The 17,376-nt window shown below is 61.4% G+C and carries 19 protein-coding genes and 2 pseudogenes; 11 read left to right on the top strand and 10 right to left on the bottom strand.

The genetic code is table 11. The features are described 5' to 3' along the window. Nucleotides 1-8 precede the first annotated feature (8 nt). From BLR13_RS11445 to BLR13_RS11430, 3 genes are all read left to right on the top strand, one after another. Nucleotides 9-227, top strand: coding sequence for a hypothetical protein (locus BLR13_RS11445; RefSeq protein ID WP_074824269.1), 219 nt, complete (start codon nucleotides 9-11; stop codon nucleotides 225-227). Beyond that, a complete protein-coding gene (locus tag BLR13_RS11440; protein ID WP_079586396.1) occupies nucleotides 224-1,873 on the top strand; it encodes an ATP-binding protein in 1,650 nt (549 codons plus the stop codon). The genes BLR13_RS11445 and BLR13_RS11440 overlap by 4 nt, the downstream gene beginning before the upstream one ends. Before the next feature lie 465 nt (nucleotides 1,874-2,338). Beyond that, complete coding sequence (locus BLR13_RS11430; protein ID WP_074824275.1) at nucleotides 2,339-3,232, top strand: hypothetical protein; 894 nt, start codon at nucleotides 2,339-2,341, stop codon at nucleotides 3,230-3,232. 54 nt (nucleotides 3,233-3,286) lie between these two features. Here BLR13_RS11430 and BLR13_RS11425 read toward each other — a convergent pair whose 3' ends face one another. From BLR13_RS11425 to BLR13_RS41660, 3 genes and pseudogenes are all read right to left on the bottom strand, one after another. Next, nucleotides 3,287-3,745 (bottom strand): hypothetical protein, encoded by a 459-nt coding sequence (locus tag BLR13_RS11425; RefSeq protein WP_074824277.1) that lies wholly within the window; start codon nucleotides 3,743-3,745, stop codon nucleotides 3,287-3,289. Nucleotides 3,746-3,923: 178 nt separating this feature from the next. Next, entirely contained in the window at nucleotides 3,924-4,370 is a 447-nt protein-coding gene (locus tag BLR13_RS41665) for a hypothetical protein (protein ID WP_074824280.1), read from the bottom strand. An 89-nt stretch (nucleotides 4,371-4,459) separates the two neighbouring features. Continuing rightward, nucleotides 4,460-4,657, bottom strand: a pseudogene (locus tag BLR13_RS41660) (exonuclease domain-containing protein); the annotation flags it as partial. 155 nt (nucleotides 4,658-4,812) lie between these two features. Here BLR13_RS41660 and BLR13_RS41350 point away from each other — a divergent pair. The 6 genes and pseudogenes from BLR13_RS41350 (at nucleotide 4,813) to BLR13_RS11395 (ending at nucleotide 9,485) form a co-directional block, all read left to right on the top strand. Continuing rightward, nucleotides 4,813-4,968 carry a hypothetical protein gene (locus tag BLR13_RS41350; RefSeq protein ID WP_197679546.1) on the top strand — a complete coding sequence of 52 codons (156 nt, stop codon included), beginning with the start codon at nucleotides 4,813-4,815 and terminating at the stop codon, nucleotides 4,966-4,968. Further along, nucleotides 4,965-5,738, top strand: a complete 774-nt coding sequence (gene qatD / locus BLR13_RS11415) for a Qat anti-phage system TatD family nuclease QatD (RefSeq protein ID WP_074824283.1) — start codon at nucleotides 4,965-4,967, stop codon at nucleotides 5,736-5,738. The genes BLR13_RS41350 and qatD overlap by 4 nt, the downstream gene beginning before the upstream one ends. A gap of 15 nt (nucleotides 5,739-5,753) precedes the next feature. Next, a pseudogene (locus BLR13_RS11410) lies at nucleotides 5,754-6,143 on the top strand (phospholipase effector Tle1 domain-containing protein); the annotation flags it as partial. Between the two features lie 762 nt (nucleotides 6,144-6,905). Further along, nucleotides 6,906-7,178, top strand: coding sequence for a hypothetical protein (locus BLR13_RS11405; RefSeq protein ID WP_074824286.1), 273 nt, complete (start codon nucleotides 6,906-6,908; stop codon nucleotides 7,176-7,178). Nucleotides 7,179-7,297: 119 nt separating this feature from the next. Then, nucleotides 7,298-8,173 (top strand): hypothetical protein, encoded by an 876-nt coding sequence (locus BLR13_RS11400; RefSeq protein ID WP_074824288.1) that lies wholly within the window; start codon nucleotides 7,298-7,300, stop codon nucleotides 8,171-8,173. 289 nt (nucleotides 8,174-8,462) lie between these two features. After that, a complete protein-coding gene (locus BLR13_RS11395; RefSeq protein WP_074824290.1) occupies nucleotides 8,463-9,485 on the top strand; it encodes a class I SAM-dependent methyltransferase in 1,023 nt (340 codons plus the stop codon). A 55-nt stretch (nucleotides 9,486-9,540) separates the two neighbouring features. Here BLR13_RS11395 and hflX read toward each other — a convergent pair whose 3' ends face one another. From hflX to BLR13_RS11365, 6 genes are all read right to left on the bottom strand, one after another. Next, on the bottom strand, nucleotides 9,541-10,941 hold the full coding sequence (gene hflX, locus BLR13_RS11390; protein ID WP_197679545.1) for a GTPase HflX: 1,401 nt from the start codon (nucleotides 10,939-10,941) through the stop codon (nucleotides 9,541-9,543). Between the two features lie 69 nt (nucleotides 10,942-11,010). Next, a complete protein-coding gene (locus BLR13_RS11385) occupies nucleotides 11,011-11,409 on the bottom strand; it encodes a hypothetical protein (protein WP_074824294.1) in 399 nt (132 codons plus the stop codon). A 566-nt stretch (nucleotides 11,410-11,975) separates the two neighbouring features. Further along, nucleotides 11,976-12,179, bottom strand: a complete 204-nt coding sequence (locus BLR13_RS11380) for a hypothetical protein (RefSeq protein ID WP_074824297.1) — start codon at nucleotides 12,177-12,179, stop codon at nucleotides 11,976-11,978. A gap of 360 nt (nucleotides 12,180-12,539) precedes the next feature. Beyond that, nucleotides 12,540-13,556 carry a magnesium/cobalt transporter CorA gene (gene corA / locus BLR13_RS11375; protein WP_074824300.1) on the bottom strand — a complete coding sequence of 339 codons (1,017 nt, stop codon included), beginning with the start codon at nucleotides 13,554-13,556 and terminating at the stop codon, nucleotides 12,540-12,542. 353 nt (nucleotides 13,557-13,909) lie between these two features. Next, on the bottom strand, nucleotides 13,910-14,914 hold the full coding sequence (locus BLR13_RS11370; protein ID WP_074824304.1) for a cyclic nucleotide-binding domain-containing protein: 1,005 nt from the start codon (nucleotides 14,912-14,914) through the stop codon (nucleotides 13,910-13,912). A gap of 480 nt (nucleotides 14,915-15,394) precedes the next feature. Then, entirely contained in the window at nucleotides 15,395-15,796 is a 402-nt protein-coding gene (locus BLR13_RS11365) for a hypothetical protein (protein ID WP_143039746.1), read from the bottom strand. A gap of 301 nt (nucleotides 15,797-16,097) precedes the next feature. Here BLR13_RS11365 and BLR13_RS11360 point away from each other — a divergent pair, with 301 nt between their 5' ends. Together BLR13_RS11360 and BLR13_RS11355 are read left to right on the top strand one after the other, a co-directional pair. Next, nucleotides 16,098-16,418 carry a hypothetical protein gene (locus tag BLR13_RS11360; RefSeq protein ID WP_074824312.1) on the top strand — a complete coding sequence of 107 codons (321 nt, stop codon included), beginning with the start codon at nucleotides 16,098-16,100 and terminating at the stop codon, nucleotides 16,416-16,418. A 51-nt stretch (nucleotides 16,419-16,469) separates the two neighbouring features. Continuing rightward, a complete protein-coding gene (locus BLR13_RS11355; RefSeq protein ID WP_074824316.1) occupies nucleotides 16,470-16,667 on the top strand; it encodes a hypothetical protein in 198 nt (65 codons plus the stop codon). Nucleotides 16,668-16,686: 19 nt separating this feature from the next. Here BLR13_RS11355 and BLR13_RS11350 read toward each other — a convergent pair whose 3' ends face one another. Continuing rightward, nucleotides 16,687-17,301 (bottom strand): DUF6151 family protein, encoded by a 615-nt coding sequence (locus BLR13_RS11350; protein WP_074824319.1) that lies wholly within the window; start codon nucleotides 17,299-17,301, stop codon nucleotides 16,687-16,689. Nucleotides 17,302-17,376 lie beyond the last annotated feature (75 nt).

Genomic DNA, 17,376 nt, shown 5'->3' with positions numbered 1-17,376 from the left:
AGGTCAGGATGCTCGACATCCTGCGGTTCCTGAAGAACCACGGCCTCATCCAGGTGTCGCTGCCGCCGACTTTCCACGAGGGGATGGCCTTCACGGTCCGGCCTTCGATCAGCCTGGTGGCGGTGTCAGAGCCGCTGCAGGCGCTGAAGCGCTACGCGAGGGATGCGCTGCCCGAATCCGGCGAAGGCGGCGACAAAGCCGCCGGTGAGGAAAAGGTCGACGCATGAACGAGCCAGAACTCCGGGCACCGGAGATCGTCCGTCTCTCCCTGATCAACTTCTACCTGATCGAACGGGAGGACATCGAGCTTTCCGGCAACACCGTCTTCCTCGGACCGAACCGCAGCGGCAAGAGTTCGTGCATCGACGCGATCCAGACAGGACTGACGGGGGGCTCGGGCGATCTCGTGGTCTACAATGCCGCAGCGGTGCGGCAGAACCGGCCGGATGCCCACCGATCGCTGCAGGAATACTGCCTCGGCGTCGTCCGTCACGACGAGAACGAGAAGGCCAAGGTGGTGCGTAAGAACTGCATCACCTGGATCGGACTGTCGTTCCGCACCCGCGAGGGCGTCGAGGTCGCCGGCGTCGTGCACGTCGTGTCGCACGAGCACCGCGAAAGGCCCAACACGCGCTTCATGATCGTGACCGGAGGAGGCGTGACGACCGCCGATCTCGTGTTCCCGACCGACGAGGGCGAGATGGCGAAGGGTTTCGACCAGGCAGTGGACGGTCTGCGCGCGACCGGCAGGAAGGTGGAGGAATGCGACAGCGCCTCCGACTACTCCACCTACCTCCTCAACCTGCTCACCTACGGTTCATGGCACGCCGACGCCCACTCCTACTACAAGGCGGTGAAGCGCGCGCTGGTCTTCCAGCCGGTCGGCGACATCACGGCCTTCATGCGTGCCCATGTCCTCGAAACCGAATTCATCGACATCGGCCGGATGCGCGAGCGTCTGGCGTTCTACCGCGAGATCGTGCGCACCATCGAAAGCATCAACAAGCAGATCGCGTCGCTCGGAATCGTCGTCGATCACTATTCGAAAGCCGCCGAGGACGATCGCGAGGCCCGCGGTCGCGTGGCGGCGGCGACCGAGGCCGCCGTCGGCCAGCGTCAGTCCGAGATCGCCGCCCTCGAGGAGAAGCTGGCCGGGCTGCGGGCGCAGGCCGAGGGATCCGAAGAGGCCGAGACCGCGGCGAGCGACCGCAAGGACGAGGCCGGCCGGCGCGTCGAGGAGGCGCGCAACTCCCCCGGCGCCGCTGCGCTCGAGAACCGCATCCGCGACGCCGACCGCGATCTGGCCGGCAGCGAGTCGAAATTGCGCGAGGTCCGCAAGGAGCTCAAGCGCCGCGCGGAGGCCATCGACGCGATCCGCACCGCCGTGGGCTACATGAAGGACGCCGAGAGCCGCAACGTCCGCCGTGTCGCGGACGCCGGCGCCGACTTCCGCCGGGCGCAGGACGATGTCGAGATCGAATCCATGGCTTCCGACGCCGACGCGCTGCAGCGCGTCGTCGACGAGGTCGGAGCCAACGCGGTGCGGGAGCTCACACGCGCCCACAACGCCGCGGCGGCCCGCGAGGACCGGATATCGAAGGCGCGCGAGGATCTCTCGCGGAGGGCGCGGTCGGAGGCCGTCGATCAGGCCCAACTGCGGCCCGAGGCGGAAAATCTGCGCGACGTCCTGACCGAAGCGAAGATCGTCGCGACCCCGCTGTGCGAACTGATCGACATTAGGGAATCGGCCCTCGCAAACGCTCCGGACCGGCGCCAGCGGCTTCGAACGCTTCCTGCACCGCCAAGCGATTGCGATGACCCTCCGTCGTCAGGCTGGTGCGGCCCATCGGAACGAGGCGTGCGATCATTTTGAAGTTCGGCCTTCCGGCGAGCCCCGGAATCCCGTGACCGCCTGCGACGCGTGCGTGCAGCCATTCGATCAAGCGAGCGTGAAGACGATCCGACTCCTCGAATGCGCGGCCGTTGGCGTGAGCGTAGGGCACCAATGGGTATTTGCTGACGAAAGTCTGCAAGATTTTCCGATGGCGGCCGTCATGGTTGGAGATGGACCCTTTCGGAACGGAAGTTTCTCGGGCGATCAACGCTATGTACGGCTTCTCTGGGCGAGCGCGCGAAGCCGGCACTCCACCGTCTTCCCGCACGCGGCGATCGAGGTATTCCGTCAGTCTGGCTGCCTCGGCCGAATGGTTCCGGTCAGTCATCAAGATCCTCGCACCTATTGCAATGGTGGCATCGTAGCCGAAACGCGACTAGCGTACATGCAAATATTTGCATGGACTTAATTTGCGTTAACGCTCGAAACAGATATGGTTAATGAATGCATCGATTTGATCAGAAGCAGTGGTTGAAGACGGAACGGATCCGGGCGGGATTCTCATCCGCCAAGGCGGCGGCGCTCTTCTTCGGTTGGAAGGTGGGCACCTACATCAGCCACGAAACCGGGTCGCGAACCGCCGATCCGGACACTGCCGAGCGCTACCGGGAGGCGTTCCAATCGGTCGGTTATCGCGCGATTGCCCCGGACGATCGTAAGGCCCAAGCGAAAAGGCTGTTCACCGCGAGAACTTTCAGAGGCTACAGGTCGGGACAGGAGGCGATCACCCGTTTTGGATGGTATCGCAGCACATATTATAGTCACGAAAGCGGAGCGAACCAAATCGATGCTAAGCAGGCCGAGATCTATGCCGCGGCATACGACGTTTCGGCGATTTGGTTGCTTAACGGAACGCAGCCGTCTGGTCTCGGCATTGCGGTGGATAGAAAGTTTGCGCCTCCCGTGGCTGGCGTCGCACAGGGAATGAACTACACACCGCGCCCCGTTCCTTCGTCTCCATCGGCTTCTTCACTCACGATGCTCTCGCTCGACGGGCGGGAGGCGATCGTCGTGCGGGAAAGCTCGTGGTCCAAGGATTCGCTCGATCCCGAGACGCCGCCGCCTAGTGGGCCGATCTGGGCGTTCGATGCCGAACTGTTGAAGGCATTGTGGCGAGCCGATCGGGCCCAATTGCGAGTGTTGGTCGCGAATGATCCCCGCGCCGGAAAATTGGCGATCGGAGATCGGTTGCTAGTCGATCTGCAGGATCGTCGCTGGCGGCGCGGCGAAGTCTTCGTCGCCATCGATCGAAACGGCTGGTTGATGTTGACCGAATCCGCGCACGAAAGAATAATGGCTCGCGTTTTGATGCGGCTCGGGCGCCTGACATCTGCCTGAAGCAATCGACGCACGTTTCAAAGGACTTGCGGTTGGTCCAGCGGCTTTGCCAAGTTACTGAATCTGGATCTTCGCTTTTGCGGCTCTCTCCTCGGGACGATGTGGCCGGTTGCGGCGCCGCGCGTTACGTGCAGCCCAAGTGATGTTTGCCATGAGCCACGAAGTGGCGAGGCGCGTCGATCTAATGTCCGAGAATTGCGTTCTCAAGGCATGTGAAAGAACCAACCTTGCGGCCGGATTACCATCGAGAGCGCAGACTAAGACCGCAGTCATGCACAAGTCGAGATGGTCATGACGGGCGTCGTCCGACAAGACTTCAAGTGCAAGGTCGATCTTGGTCGGCGCATCCCCGCGCAGCGCCGCACGCCACCGGTTGCAGTTCAGCGGGCACCGTTTCTTTAGGGCCGCAAAGACCTCGGTTTTGATAGTCTGGTCGAAGTCGGTTTCGGCCAGGGTCCGCCAGAGAGCGACTGGGTCGTGCCCTTCGTTGAAGCGTCGACGAATATTGAGCATATCTCTCCCCGAGCGGTAAGTGATGGGGGGTCCGCAAACGCGAGTCGGCTGCCACGGTCCCTTACCGTCGAACGCGTTACGAAAGGCAAATTGAGTGGCTGCCTTTCTTCACGAAGCAAATAGCCGACAGATCGATACCAACTCGATCGAATCGATTGGCGTGGGTAGTCCGCCCGATCTAGCAGCGGTCCGAATAGCGGTCGAAGGCGTCGATGCGGCGCGCGTCGATTTCGACGTCGTCCCGCCGGTAGATTTCCCGCATCAGGAAGTCGCGCTCGGCTTCGAGCGCAGCCTCCGCGACGTCGGCAAACCAAGCACGGGTCCGGCCGTTCTCGCCGGGGTCCCAGCGGTAGCCGCGACGTTTCAAGGACTCGCGCAACTCGAACGGAGCTCCGACGGCGTGGATGCGCCAGCGCGGGGAGCGAGCAGACGTGAGCAGCGCGTCGAAAGCGAGACGGCCGCTGCGCGGAAGCGGACGCGACAAGACCTCAAGCGCGGCGCGACAGTCGTGCTCGGCGCGGTGGCCGTCGTGGAAGAATCCGCCGGCCGCGGCCAGGTCGGAAAGCCGCGTTCCGCCCGTGAAGCCCTCGTGCGCCCAGGGGACCTCGGCCCAGGAGCACGCCATGGCAGGCGCGCGAACGCTCCCGAGAACCGCTCGGCGAAGCGGCGGTCGAAATCTGCGTGATGCGCGACTATCAGGACCGTGCTTTCCACGAAAGCTTCGATCTCTGAAGGTTCGATCGCCGTACCCCCTACCATCGCGTCGGTGATGCCGGTAATCGCCGTCACCTCCGCCGGAATCGGCCGGCCCGGATCGCGGAAGCGGCAGAAGGCGTCGTGCACGGCGAAGATCCGGCCGTCGGCGGAGTAGTCGAACGGCACCATGGCGATCTCGATGATCTCGTCCGTCACGGGATCGAGACCCGTCGTCTCGAGATCGAGGAATACCGCACGGCGCGTCGGCGTTCCTTGCCTGGGGAGTCCAGGACACCACCGAATACGTTTTCGAGGCGCTCGGTCGCGACGACTCCGATCATGCCGGCTTCGACGACGTGCGTTCGGTCGGCATGGCACTGGCCGCCGCGAAGGGCGACGGCTTCGACGAATGGCTCGGCAGCGCGCTTACATGGCCACATATCCAGGAGCGCGACGCGCTCGATGACATGCTGCGCCGCGGCCTAGGCGAGCTCGGCGCATTGCACGCCAAGTACGGTGTCAAGTGATCGACCTTCACGCCCATATCGACCTCTACCCCGATCCGGTCGCGACGACGAAGGAATGTGTCGACCGCAACCTGTTCGTCCTGTCCGTGACCACCACGCCTTCCGCCTGGTCCGGTACCGCCGCGCTCGCCAAGGACGCCGCGCGCATTCGGACAGCGTTGGGCCTGCATCCTCAGATCGCGCAGGAGCGCCAGAGCGAGCTGCCGCTCTTCGAGGAATTGCTTCCCTGCACAAGGTACGTGGGTGAGATCGGGCTGGATGGCGGCCCCGAACTGAAGGGGACATGGGACGTCCAGCGACGGGTGTTCGACGAGATCCTACGCATGTGCAGCGCCGCCGGCGGCCGGGTCATGACGATCCACAGTCGACGGGCTGCAACGCAGGTCCTCGATAGCCTGGCCGCAAGAAGCGAAGCCGGGGCGGCCATCCTGCACTGGTTCTCCGGAACACGGCGAGAACTCCAGCGAGCCGTTGATCAAGGATGCTGGTTCAGCGTGGGGCCGGCGATGCTGGCTGGCGAAAAGGGGCGAGCGATGACCGCCATCATGCCACCCGATCGGATACTCACGGAATCGGACGGACCCTTCGCTCAGATCAACGGACGTCCCCTTTTCCCTTGGGACGTGGAGGCGGCAGAGAAGGCGCTCGCTAAGATCTGGAGTGTCTCCGACGAAGAAGCTCGACATCGTCTGCTGGAAAACCTTAGACGGCTGACCACCCATGTCGCGCCGGAAAAATCCGACGGTTTCTCGCATGATTCGAAGTCCTGACGGCTGGGAGTGGATATGAGCAAGAACATCGTGGTGTTCTCGGACGGCACCGGCCAGGACGGCGGCGCCCGCCCGGAGCAACGCATCAGCAACATCTACAAAATGTACCGCATCTCGCGCGACCACGCGGACACCGGCATCAGTCCATCGCAGCAGGTCGTGTTCTACGACGCCGGCCTCGGCACCGACGTCGGTGCGACGGCCCTCACCGCTCCGGTTCGCTTCGTGCAGAAGATGCTGGGGTCGGTCGCCGGCGACGGGATCAAGCGCAACATCGCCGACTGCTACGAATTCGTCGTCAATCACTACGAGGAGGGCGACCGCATCTTTCTGTTCGGCTTCAGCCGCGGCGCGTACACGGTTCGCAGCCTGGCGAACCTTCTGATGTTGTGCGGCGTGCCGACATCCGCGCGCCTTCCTTGAGGCGTTCTCGCGCTTCCAAGGGCTCATCAACGCGAGGTCCGGTCATCCTTTCACGAGCTTTGACGAAGGGCTTGCCGCTGTCTGGGAAGGCTATCAGTGGTCTTGAGAGCGGCGAGCGTCTCATTCACAAGAATTAATCTCGTTCGACCCCAGCCAGGAAATGGATGACTCATTGAGGCCACAGCGAACCAGTCTCAATTGGAGCGCTCAAACGCGATTGCAGCGCGTCCCCGTATAACGATAGTGCTCCGATGGCGAATGACCGCCCTTCTGCACGACTACGCAGCCCGGCGTTATGTCGTTTGTTTGGTGACCTCACCGTGCAGGGATTCCGAAACTTTGGCTTTGACATCAGAAAGTGCGGAGCGAAACGGCGCACTTTCAACAAAGACATCGCATGAATGATCAAGACTGTTTGGAAGAGATCGCTATTCTGGAAATAGTTAGAGGAGGATCACGAATGCCTATGCAGAGAAATCTTGGAACGCGAGCGCTCCTAACGATAGGCAGTCAAATGCCCGTTTTGGCACAGGCTGCGATCTAGGAACCGGGTGCCTACGCATTCTGTCACCTCGGTGGTGATGTACTGAATGCAGGCCCACCTAAACCTAGGTATGTCCTTCTCAACCAAATGTAACGTGCAGATCAAACCTCCGTGCAATGGTCCGGTCCATCTCTCTGTGATTAGGCTTGGGGCGTAACCGCCGATGTGGCGAGCGGCGAGACAACAGGAGGAGTTCACCGATGAGAATCATAGATGCAACCGCATTGTCAGGGGTTGCTCGCAAGACGGCTGAGTCAGCCTCCGACTTCGCCAGCGTCGTTCACAACCTGATCATGGACGTGCGCGACAGCTACCGGCCCGAGCTGCACTACATGCGTGGCCCGGGCCCGAAATGGCGCGCCAAGCATCAGCCCAGGTTAAGGTTCGAGTCCGAAGCCGTACGGCCGGGCGGACAGCGCGAACTGTCGCCAGTGTATGTGCGCCCTCGCGACTCGGGTAACCGCGCCCGATAGCCGGTGAAGGTTGCGGAATCATGCTCATAATGCGGATGTTCCTGTTTGCAGTCTCGCTCTCAGCCCGCATCACCGACCTAGCCTCTGTTCGCGCTCATTGGGCGGCAACGCGAGGTTGGATGCTGTTCGGCGCCGCCGCCCTTTACATTGCGTTGCCCGGCCTGATGCCTCTGCTGTGCGGTTCGGCGCATGCTCGCATCGGCCTCGAAGAACGCAAATTGCCGATGAAGTTTAGCTGGGTCGCTTGCCAGCCGAATTGCCGGGGCTGGATCAGCGCGATCGGCATCGTGACCGCCGATAGTCCAAGGGACTTCGATGAATTCGCACGCGGCCGACAGCTCGGTGGCGCGACCATCGTGCTGGACTCCAGCGGCGGTTCGGTCAACGACTCGATCGCGCTCGGACGGCGCTGGCGCAATCTCGGGGCACTGACCACCGTCGGCACCACGGTGCGGACTCAGACCGCACAGGGCGAACGCACGCACGTCAACCCGGAAGCCTATTGCGAGTCGATGTGCGTGTTCCTGCTGTTGTCCGGCAAGACCCGCTACGTGCCGCCGGCGGCGCATGTCCGCGTTCATCAGATCTGGATGGGCGACCGCGCCGACGACGCCAAGGCCGCGACCTACAGCGCGGATGATCTGATGATTGTGGAACGTGATATCGGGCGTCTCGCCAAATACACCTTCGACATGGGCGGCGCGGGTGATCTGTTATCGCTGTCGCTGAACGTGCCGCCGTGGGAAGATCTGCATGAACTGTCTCAGGAGGAATTGCGACTGACCAATCTTGTCACCACCGATATGGTTGCTGAGCCGGGCAGCCCGAACGCAGCGGTGGTCGAGCTGACGCAGAAACCGGTGCAGGATGGCTTCGTAAGCAGTGCGGTTGCGACCGAGACAAATCCCCAGCCGGCGAAATCAACCAAGACGGCTGAAGCTATCGGGCCGACGGGCGGCGTGAGGACGACGGCGACCCGGCCTGTGCAAGAGTAGCGGACACCAACGCTATGAGAAACTACTAAGGGCCTCCCAGATAAGCCAATAAAGGCGAAAAGGCATGTCCACCGCGATTTCCGAAACGGTCAAAAATCGACTCTAAGGGAACGTCTGGTTGTGGCGCGCAAAGCGGTCATTGCTGCATATGGCGCGCTTATGAACGGCAACAGCAATCAGTCTCGACTTCATATAGCCCCGGGCCCATCTTCTGCGCGTCGGCCGGCTCTTAAGCCTTATCAGCCGCAAAAATGGAAACTTAAGATACCTCGTGTCTGGCAGGCCTCACATGTTTGACCACGATTCAATTCCCGCGCGGAAATGGGCGTCAAATTTGCCCATCTCACATACAGTTGGGCATTCTATCCTCGCAGTTGATAACGAGACAACGGATGACGTTGCTGATATCTACAACCGGGCTGGTGACGATTATGTCTCTTATGCCGATGGCGATCCGTCGCAGCCATTTGCCTTTGACGGAATGCACGCTTACGCGGATCGCTGCGTCTGGGCCGTATTGGAGAAGAAACTAACCGACCTGCGGGCTTCCGGTGCAAGCTCGATCAGGCTCCTCGATGCGGGTTGCGGACCCGGTACATGGCTGCGCCGACTGGTCATACGCGCACATGCGCTCGGATTCAGCAGCATTACCGCGCGTGGATTCGACATCGCAGAAGCGCAAATACAATGGGCGCGGTTGGCCGCCGGAAATCCTTCCAGCCTTCCTGGAGTGAATCTCACGTTCGACGTCGCAGACCTTGCGGACCGGTTGCCGGAACTCGACGCCTCCGTCGATCTGACTCTTTGCCTGTACAGCGCGCTCAGCCATCTGCCCGTTGCATGCTTGCCGGAAATCTCCAAGGAGATGGCACGCGTCACGTCGGGATATTGCATAACGACGGTCCGTCCGATTGGTAGCACTCCGACGGCCTTTGTGGACTCGATCGAGAAAGTCTGCCGATTGAAACAAGATCACGTCCGGAACCGATGCGAGATCGACCTCAGCGATGGCCGACATATTGCATTTAGCTTTCACCAGTTTACAGCGGCCGAATTGCGAAACTATTTCGCGGGCTGTTTCGACATCGAGGATTTGCGCGGCATCGACCTCTTTCACAGTCGATTCATGCCGGATTCCCGGTGGAATCCCGTCTCTCCGCCAGGCGATGGCCAGCTTGCCGTTGAACTGGAGCGGCTTGAGGAGGCGCATGCCTCACGCCAGGAATTCATGGATCGCGCCACCCATCTCCTGCTCGTGGCGCGCAGCCGGCGGGCCGCTGCGCCTACCGCCTGCGTCGTTGCGTCAACTTAGCACCGGCGACTTTTGCCTAAAACCCACATTTGTAGCCAACCGATCGGCCTCGAACTCACGACGCGGCGAGGGCTCTTCGCAGGCGGGCGATCGCGCCGGGCAAACCGCGCACCTGCATGATCCGGCCCGTGACGTCGTACTCCTCGGAGAGCACGCGCGCGTTCTCGTACACATCGCTGAGCAGCCCCTGCTTCGCATACGGCAACACCAATTGGTCCTCCACCATTGCAGCCTCAAAAAACGCGACAATCGTCTCGCGAAGCGCGGCCACGTCCCCGGATGACTTCGCGGAGAGGAGGATTGCGTCGGGGTGCTCTGCGCGGAGGGCGGCACGATCCGCCTCGCTCACGTGATCGATCTTGTTGAGGAGCAGGCACGACGGGACGACGTCCGCGCCGATCTCGCGCAGCACGTTCCGGCTCACCTCCAGCTGCGATTCGTGCGTGGGATCGGACGCATCAACGACGAACAGGAGGAGCGACGCTTCGAGCGCTTCGGCGAGCGTGGATCGGAATGATGCAACGAGATCGTGCGGCAGTTTCTTAATGAACCCGACCGTGTCGGAAATGAGCACGCGCGGCTTTGCCGCGGGCTGCAGAGCGCGCACCGTCGTGTCAAGCGTCGCGAACAGCTTGTCCGCGACCAGTACCTCGCTACCCGTCAGCGCTCGCATGAGCGATGACTTGCCTGCGTTCGTGTACCCGACCAGTGCGACCCGGAGCTGATCGCGACGAGCGGAACGGCGCTCGTCGTTGTCCCGCTGGATATCCTCCAACTGCTCCTTCAGCTCCGCGAGGCGATCGCGGATCTTGCGTCGATCCAGTTCGAGATCGGACTCGCCCGCGCCGTAGCCCTGCTGCCGCTCGCCGCCCGCCGACGATTCCCGCAGGCGTGGCGCGATGTACTTCAACCGCGCCATCTCAACCTGCAACTTCGCCTCGCGGCTATGTGCATGACGATGGAAGATCTCCACGATCACTCCGGTTCGATCGAGTACTTGCGCGCCGGTCGCACGCTCGAGGTTGCGCGCCTGGCTCGGCGAGATGTCATGATCGACGATCACGAACTCCGGCTTAGGCGGCGCCTTCGGATCAGGCTCGATCTGCACGGCGTTCGACTTTTTCTCGTCGACGTCTTCAAAGCGCTCGCGCGCCTTTGACTTCCGGGGTAATGCCATCGAGCCGACGACGCCCGTCCCGCCGGTAATCGCCGCGAGTTCCTCAAGCCGCCCCTTGCCGAGCACCGTCCCGCCATCGATCTCGTCTCGCTTCTGCGACAATGTTCCGACGACCTCGTAACCGAGCGTCATCACCAGGCGGCCCAACTCTTCGATGCTCGCGGAATGGGCGACGTCGTCCACGCCCGGAAGCTGGACGCCGACGAGAATCGCGCGCGGAACGGGCGGTTTAGTTTCCATGACGCGGCTTTTGCCGATTCCTTGCTGAGTCTGGCTCATGCCTACCACGTTTTCGCGATGGCACGGGCGGTCAGGCCACTTGTGCGCCGGCAGAAGGATGACGTTAGGCTACGCGGCTTTGCGGACCGGTTTCAGTTCGCGTCGCCGTGCCGAAACGGCGCAGCCGCAGTCGTGGACGGTTCCCCCCTCAATGACGAAGCCGCGTCGTTCCAGCGAGAGCCGAAGGGCGTCGTTGGCCGTGGCCTTTTGGGGGTCAACCCAGACCACCAGCACAGCGGAGGGGCTCAGGAAGTCCACCAGCCAGTCAAGCGCGATCTCGAGGGATTTGAACGTGCGCCGCCGCCAATCCACCAGCGCTACGTCGTATTGCCCGGCCGGATGGCCGCAGTTTGCCGTGGCTGCCGTGCGAGCATAGCCGCGGCGATGCAGCTCCAACATCAGCTCGACGGCCTTGGACCCCGCTACGACGATTCGGTGCTGCTTGGAGCAACCTGCAAGCGCAATCATCGGTTCAACGATGCGGTCGCCTACGGGAGTGGCACGAGAGGGAGTCATGACGTCACCATTCTGATCTAGTTACCGGAGCTGCGCGGAATTAGACGGTGGTGTCGGCCAGGCATCTCGCGCAAGCCGAGCCTGTTTGTCGAACGTTGAGTGATCGCTGTCGCGAAGTCCGCTCGCTTTTGAAAAGCAGACACGGATGACGGCGTTTGCAAGATACGAAAGACGCCATAAAAAATCGAGATGGACGAAAAGGCTGCGATATAGTCATCGCATGACTGAACGCTAGGGCCCGTGAAGCACCCAAAATCCAGGTTGACAGTGGTCGATAAAAACAGAGGTCGCCAACTGAAACAGGCTACCCTTCACGCGGAATTTTAATGAGATCGGCGGACTGCGAACCTACATCAGAATCGTGCCGGTCCCCCCGCCGGCACTTTTAAGCTTCGGCCCCAGCTTCCACGCCCAAGCTGGAGCCGATTCGTTGCTGCCGACGAGGGCAGTCCAACCAAGGTAATCGTCCCGAACCGTTCAAGGTCGTGCGATCAATCGTTGTATTTCGGTCCGCCATGTTAAGGGTGCGCATTGGGCTCCAGCGTCTGTGGCGCCATCGGCAAATCGATAGCGTTGAAAGCGCGTAGCGCGTGATGGTCTGAGCGGCCGGTCGCTGCGCGCCAATATTGTGCTTTCGGTGCGGCCGTGCCCGCAAGCGCCTGTCCTGAGGTCGTAGCCAGCATCATGATCGATGCGGCTAAAGCGAGATTTTTCGTCGTCATGGCTCTATTTCCTGTTCTGTCATAACCCCCGCGCCCGCAGGGGGAGATGCCGCACGGGGGATATGAATTCGAGCCTGATGGGGTGCCTCGTTAATACAGAAATGATATATTCCCGGGGATCGACGTAGTGGTTGGTTGGATTGTTGGGCACCGTGCCCCGCAAGAAAGAGATATCGCTGCCTCGCCTGCACGGTCGAAGCATCTCAACGTCAACTCGGAGGGCAGGCGCCTGTGCGCCGGGATTGTTCGTCCAATGATAGATTGGAGCGACGGTTTTAGAATGTTTTCCGAAGACTCAATTCGCTGAATGACGGTTATGGAACGGACGGCGCCCTTGCGCGTCTTGGGATAATGAGCCGCTTACAACCACCCCACGCGGCGGAATCGCCAGAACAGCCCTACGCATGCGGTCAGGATCACGCCCATCACAGCGAAGTAACCGTACTCCCATTGCAGTTCCGGCATGTTTTTGAAATTCATGCCGTAGATGCCGGCGATTGCCGTTGGGACAGCGATGATAGCAAGCCATGAGGCGAGCTTCTTGGAGACCGCGGTCTCCTGAACCTGTCCGACCAGAAGACTCGCCTCGAAAGCAAAGGCGAGCACCTCGCGAAGCGAGTCGATCTGCTCCTGAACCGTGCGTACATGGTCGGTGACATCGCGGAACAGCGGCTGCATGGTGGGCCGAACCATCGGCAGATTGTCGTGTTCAAGCCTGCGGCAGACCTCCACCAGTGGTCCGACAGCGTTTCGCAGACGCAACAGATCGCGTCGCAATAGATAAAGCCGCTCGATCTGCGCCCGGGTCATCGCGCTCGCCAGCACCTGCGCCTCCATCGCTTCGACTTCATCCTGGATGATTTCCAGTACAGGCGAGTAGTTATCGACGATGAAATCGAGGATGGCGTAGAGGATATAGTCCTCACCGCGGGCCAGCGCCCGCGGGCAGCTTTCGCAGCGTTCCCGGACCGGCGTATAGGACGTCGAGGCACCGTGACGGACCGAGACAAGATATCCCTCGCCAACGAACAGATGGGTTTCGCCGAATGCGATGCTGTCGCCGTCGAGCTGCGCGGTGCGCGCCACGATGAACAGCGCGTCGCCGTATTGCTCGATCTTCGGCCGCTGGTGGGCGTGGTCCGCATCTTCGATGGCGAGATCGTGCAACTGGAATTGCTGCTGCACGCTGCTGAGCAGCGCCATGTCCGGCTCGTGCAGCCCGATCCAGACCACATGGCCGGGTTGGCTGCGCCAGCTTGCGGCTTCCTCGATGGCGATGTTGGCGACACGCCGGCCATCGACATAGACACCGGCCGCAACGACGCCTTCCGAAGTGATAGGCTCGGTCGTCAAGACGGCTTGCGAAGCTACGTTCATGGTTTCCGTCCCTCAATGCTCGCGGTGGAACCTTGCTCCGGATCAAATGTTTTCGAAAAAGGCTAGCACTGAAAAAGTCCTCGTCAAATGCATGTCTCGTTCTCATCCCAATGAACGACGCATCCTTCCGGGCTCCAATGGTCAAACGAACGACTCGGCCAAAGCCAGATACAGTGCAAACAGAAAACCGGCGACCGTCGGCAGCACCACCAACGAACCGCCTTCTTCGAGGGCGACCGGAATCATACCGTGGGCGACCAGCGCCAGCGCGGCGCCGCCCGCCAGCGCCTGGGCAAATATGGCCGTCAGCGCGTCGCTGCTGCCGATGAACGCCTTGCCGGCCGCTGCCGCGACTATTCCGGCGGGATGCCGCCGAGAAACATCCCCAGCATGAGCGTCAGGGACAGATTGCCGAAGGCGGTAAATTTCGCCCCGATCACGAGGCAGCCGGGTATGGTGTCCAGAATATTTCCGAACACAATCGCCATCCCGGCGCCGTGACCGGCCTCGGTCAGCATCTTTCCGGTCTCATGCCGATTGAGATGATCGAGGCTTCGGCTGGCGACTTTTGCCCATAGCACGGCATCGGTTCCACCTGCGCTGAGATTGCTGATCGCCCGCTGGTGGCTGATGTGCTTTGCGACCTCGGCCAATTGAGGATCGGCTGCAACGAGCTGGTCGAAATCGTCCTTGCCGATTTTCATCAACTCGGTGTCCTCGGCGGCGCGGATGGTTGCGGTGCGCGGGCCTCCGCTCAATAGAGACATTTCTCCAAACGCATGGCCCACGCCGACTTGTGCGATCGCATCGCTGCTGGTTCCAGCACCCTGCGATCTCAGAACATCCACCTTCCCTCGCGCGACGATGTAAAGGGCATCACCGGGGTCTCCGGCGTTGAACAGAATTTCACCGGCTTTCAGGTGACAATCGGCGATACACGGCAGGATTTGCTCGATTTGCTGGGCCGGCAAGTGCCGCATCAGATCGCAGGTCGCCAGCAGTTTGATCCGCTCGCTCGCGTCGGCCTTCTTGCGCGCCAGGGCATATTCACGAAATTGGGTGACGTAGCGTACGGCCGCTCCCTTCTGTTCAAGAAACAGCGATGCCGAATAGTAGATGATGGCGCCGGCAGCAAATCCCGCGCTGACGAATACCCAGGCGGCGCAGGCGTTGTAGCCCTGATGGTGAAGGGCCAGCGCACCTTCGTAGGCAAGTTCGATCGCCAGCGCGGAGATCAGCGAGCCCGCCGCAAATGCCAGCAGGCAGGCAAGCGGACGTTTCGAGAATGGAGCGTAGAGACCGATAGCGGCCCCGAGCAGGGCAGAGGAGGTCGTCCCCAATCCGAGCAGGGATGCCATGGCGAGGTCGTAGGGAGAAATCATCGGTTACCAGCCGCCTCGGGTTCAAAATGAGGTCAGGTCGTCTCGAACTATTTGGTCTTGCAATCAGTGGAACACCAACGTCAGGCGGTCCTTGGATTATTGTCGCGATGTTCCGGCCGATTCGGAATGGGCGGTCCGACTCAATCGCCAGCGCGGCGTCCATTGCGGACAAGCCTCATAAGGCGGGACCGTCATGGTACCGTCCGATTTCGCGCAGCTATAGTGACAGATCTTGTTCAGACCCGCGACGTGTTCGGCCGATTTCCTGCAAACGATGGGCATTCGGGTCGGCTTGGTGTCGGAAGACGTCTCTTCCGCGATGGCGGGTACGGATAGTGTAAAAACAACCAGTGCCAGAGCGATCCTCATTTCTCTCCCTCGGTCGGGTCAGTTTCAGCTTTCGCCGGAGCTAACGTGTTGGTCGAGCTATCTGCGCCAAGTCCAGCCTCCATCGTTTCATCGTCTTGTCGAACGAGACATCAGAAGTTGCTGAAGGTCGACCAACAGATGTTTCAAGAGCGCCAGACGCCCGACAATCGGATTGCCGCTGTTTTCGAGGTCGAGCTCGATCCGCTCGGATTGGTAGACCGTCGCGCAACCTGTCGGCCGGCTATGTGCTCTTGCGAACGAACGGGCGGAGTTCTCAAACAGGAAAAGTCCGCCGATCCTTCCCTTGGCGTCACGGGCAACCCAGAAGCCATCCCTGTTGCGGCCGATGAAGAATGTCGGGATCGCCTTGTTCACGATCCCGGAATCGAGCGCCTGAAATGGCGTGGCGGCGATCGCGGGCGTATCCCTTGGCGAGATACCGGGCTGTTCGCTCTGCGGCTCGATCGCGTTGGTCAAACTGTTTGGCATTGCCCCTGCGTTGGGTCCGCGCCGGTGATCGGCATAACGGGCATGGCGCCCATCTGCCCCGATCCCATGAATTGAGTCCCCACGCATGATGTGCCTGCGACGTCATAGGAATGCGAGCCGGAATGGCCTCGGATCGCATAGGAAAAATATAGGAATCCGGGGAGAGGTATTTGCGCAGCCGTCTTCCCGGCGGGCATTTATGCCGCGCTTATGAGCGAGGGCCGGAGGGCATCTCGATTTCCTATGCTGTCCCGCTCATCTTCGAACCAACAGTTCGGCACGAACTGCCGGGAGATCGAAGATGGCCCACATACTGACCCGCGATGGCAAAGAATCTGACCTCGCCTACGACGATGCCTATCGGTTGTTTCTCATCACCCGAACGGAGCCGCAGGTCGACTACCGGTTCGCCTGGACGCAGCTAAAACGCGACCGTGCGCGTGCCCGCGGCGCGTTCAGAGGCGTCAAGGGCTTCTTCAGGAATATGATCGAGGCGATTGCCAAATCGAAAATGCGCCGGATCGAGCGCGAACTCGAGTTTCGCGGTGTTCACTACGATCGCCGGAACAACGACTGGGTGTCGGACAAATCCGGTCAGGGCAGCGTTCGCAGGACCAAATAACTGCCTCGGCCGGCCCCAGTTCTCAACACCAGTGTTCGCCCAGAGGTTCGCATGCGACAGATCCCGCTTCAGACATCGGTCCTCGCTTCGCATCTCCGCCACGCGATCGGCGTCGTGGTGACCTTTCTCGGCCCATCCTGGGACGGCCAAGACAAAAAGTACCGACCGGAAGAGCACTACATGCGTGGCCCCGGTCCGAAATGGCGCGAAAAGCATTCGCTGCATCGGGGGTCCACCCGCGGCGTGTGAAACCAGGATGTGTACTGGTTCATTGGCTGAGGGTGGCGCGCTCTCCCGGCGTGAGGACGCGCGGTACGGAGAGTGGGGCGCCCGTATGTTCGTCGAAGAACGGGTTCGGCCGACCGAGCCCGCGCCACCACCAGCGGAGAAGCGTTGAGACGCGGACGGGGAGCAGGCTGAGCGAGAGCGGCGCAGGCGCGTTCGGCGGGAGTGGTCCGACGGCGGAACGCTCGAAGATTCGGCAACGCGGCGCACCGAGCGTCTCGTCTCGGGAACGACCATCTGCATCGTGATCCATGAAAGAATGAATGATGCCGACGACAGGGAATCGCGGTCCGGCCGTGTTGCCGATCGGGGTCTGGCAACAATCCGTGTACCAGCGGAAGACCTTATTGGAGAACCTCAGGCAGCGTACGGCGTCAGTGCCCGCCGTCAGTTTCACGCGGCCGGTCGGCATTTGAAAGATGTCTGTTCCGCCTGCTGTGTCGAGCACGTCGGGACGGCCAAGGAAGCGCGCGAACGCCTGGCAATCCCCGCAGTAGCAGACGATGCGAAAGCCGGTGGACGGTGCAATTTCGTTCGCGATGCCGCGCGCGCGGCCGCACCGGCAGCGAAGTGGGAGATCCCTGGGGGTCAGCGTCATAAAACCTAACGCGGTATGAGGTTTGCTCCTTGTCAACGGAGGATCCGGGCAAATTAGGGCGCCTGCGAACTATCG

The organism is Bradyrhizobium ottawaense (assembly GCF_900099825.1).
GTDB lineage: Bacteria > Pseudomonadota > Alphaproteobacteria > Rhizobiales > Xanthobacteraceae > Bradyrhizobium > Bradyrhizobium ottawaense_A.
The sequence above is the reverse complement of the archived record's forward strand: the minus strand, read 5'-3'. Positions and strand labels throughout refer to the sequence as shown.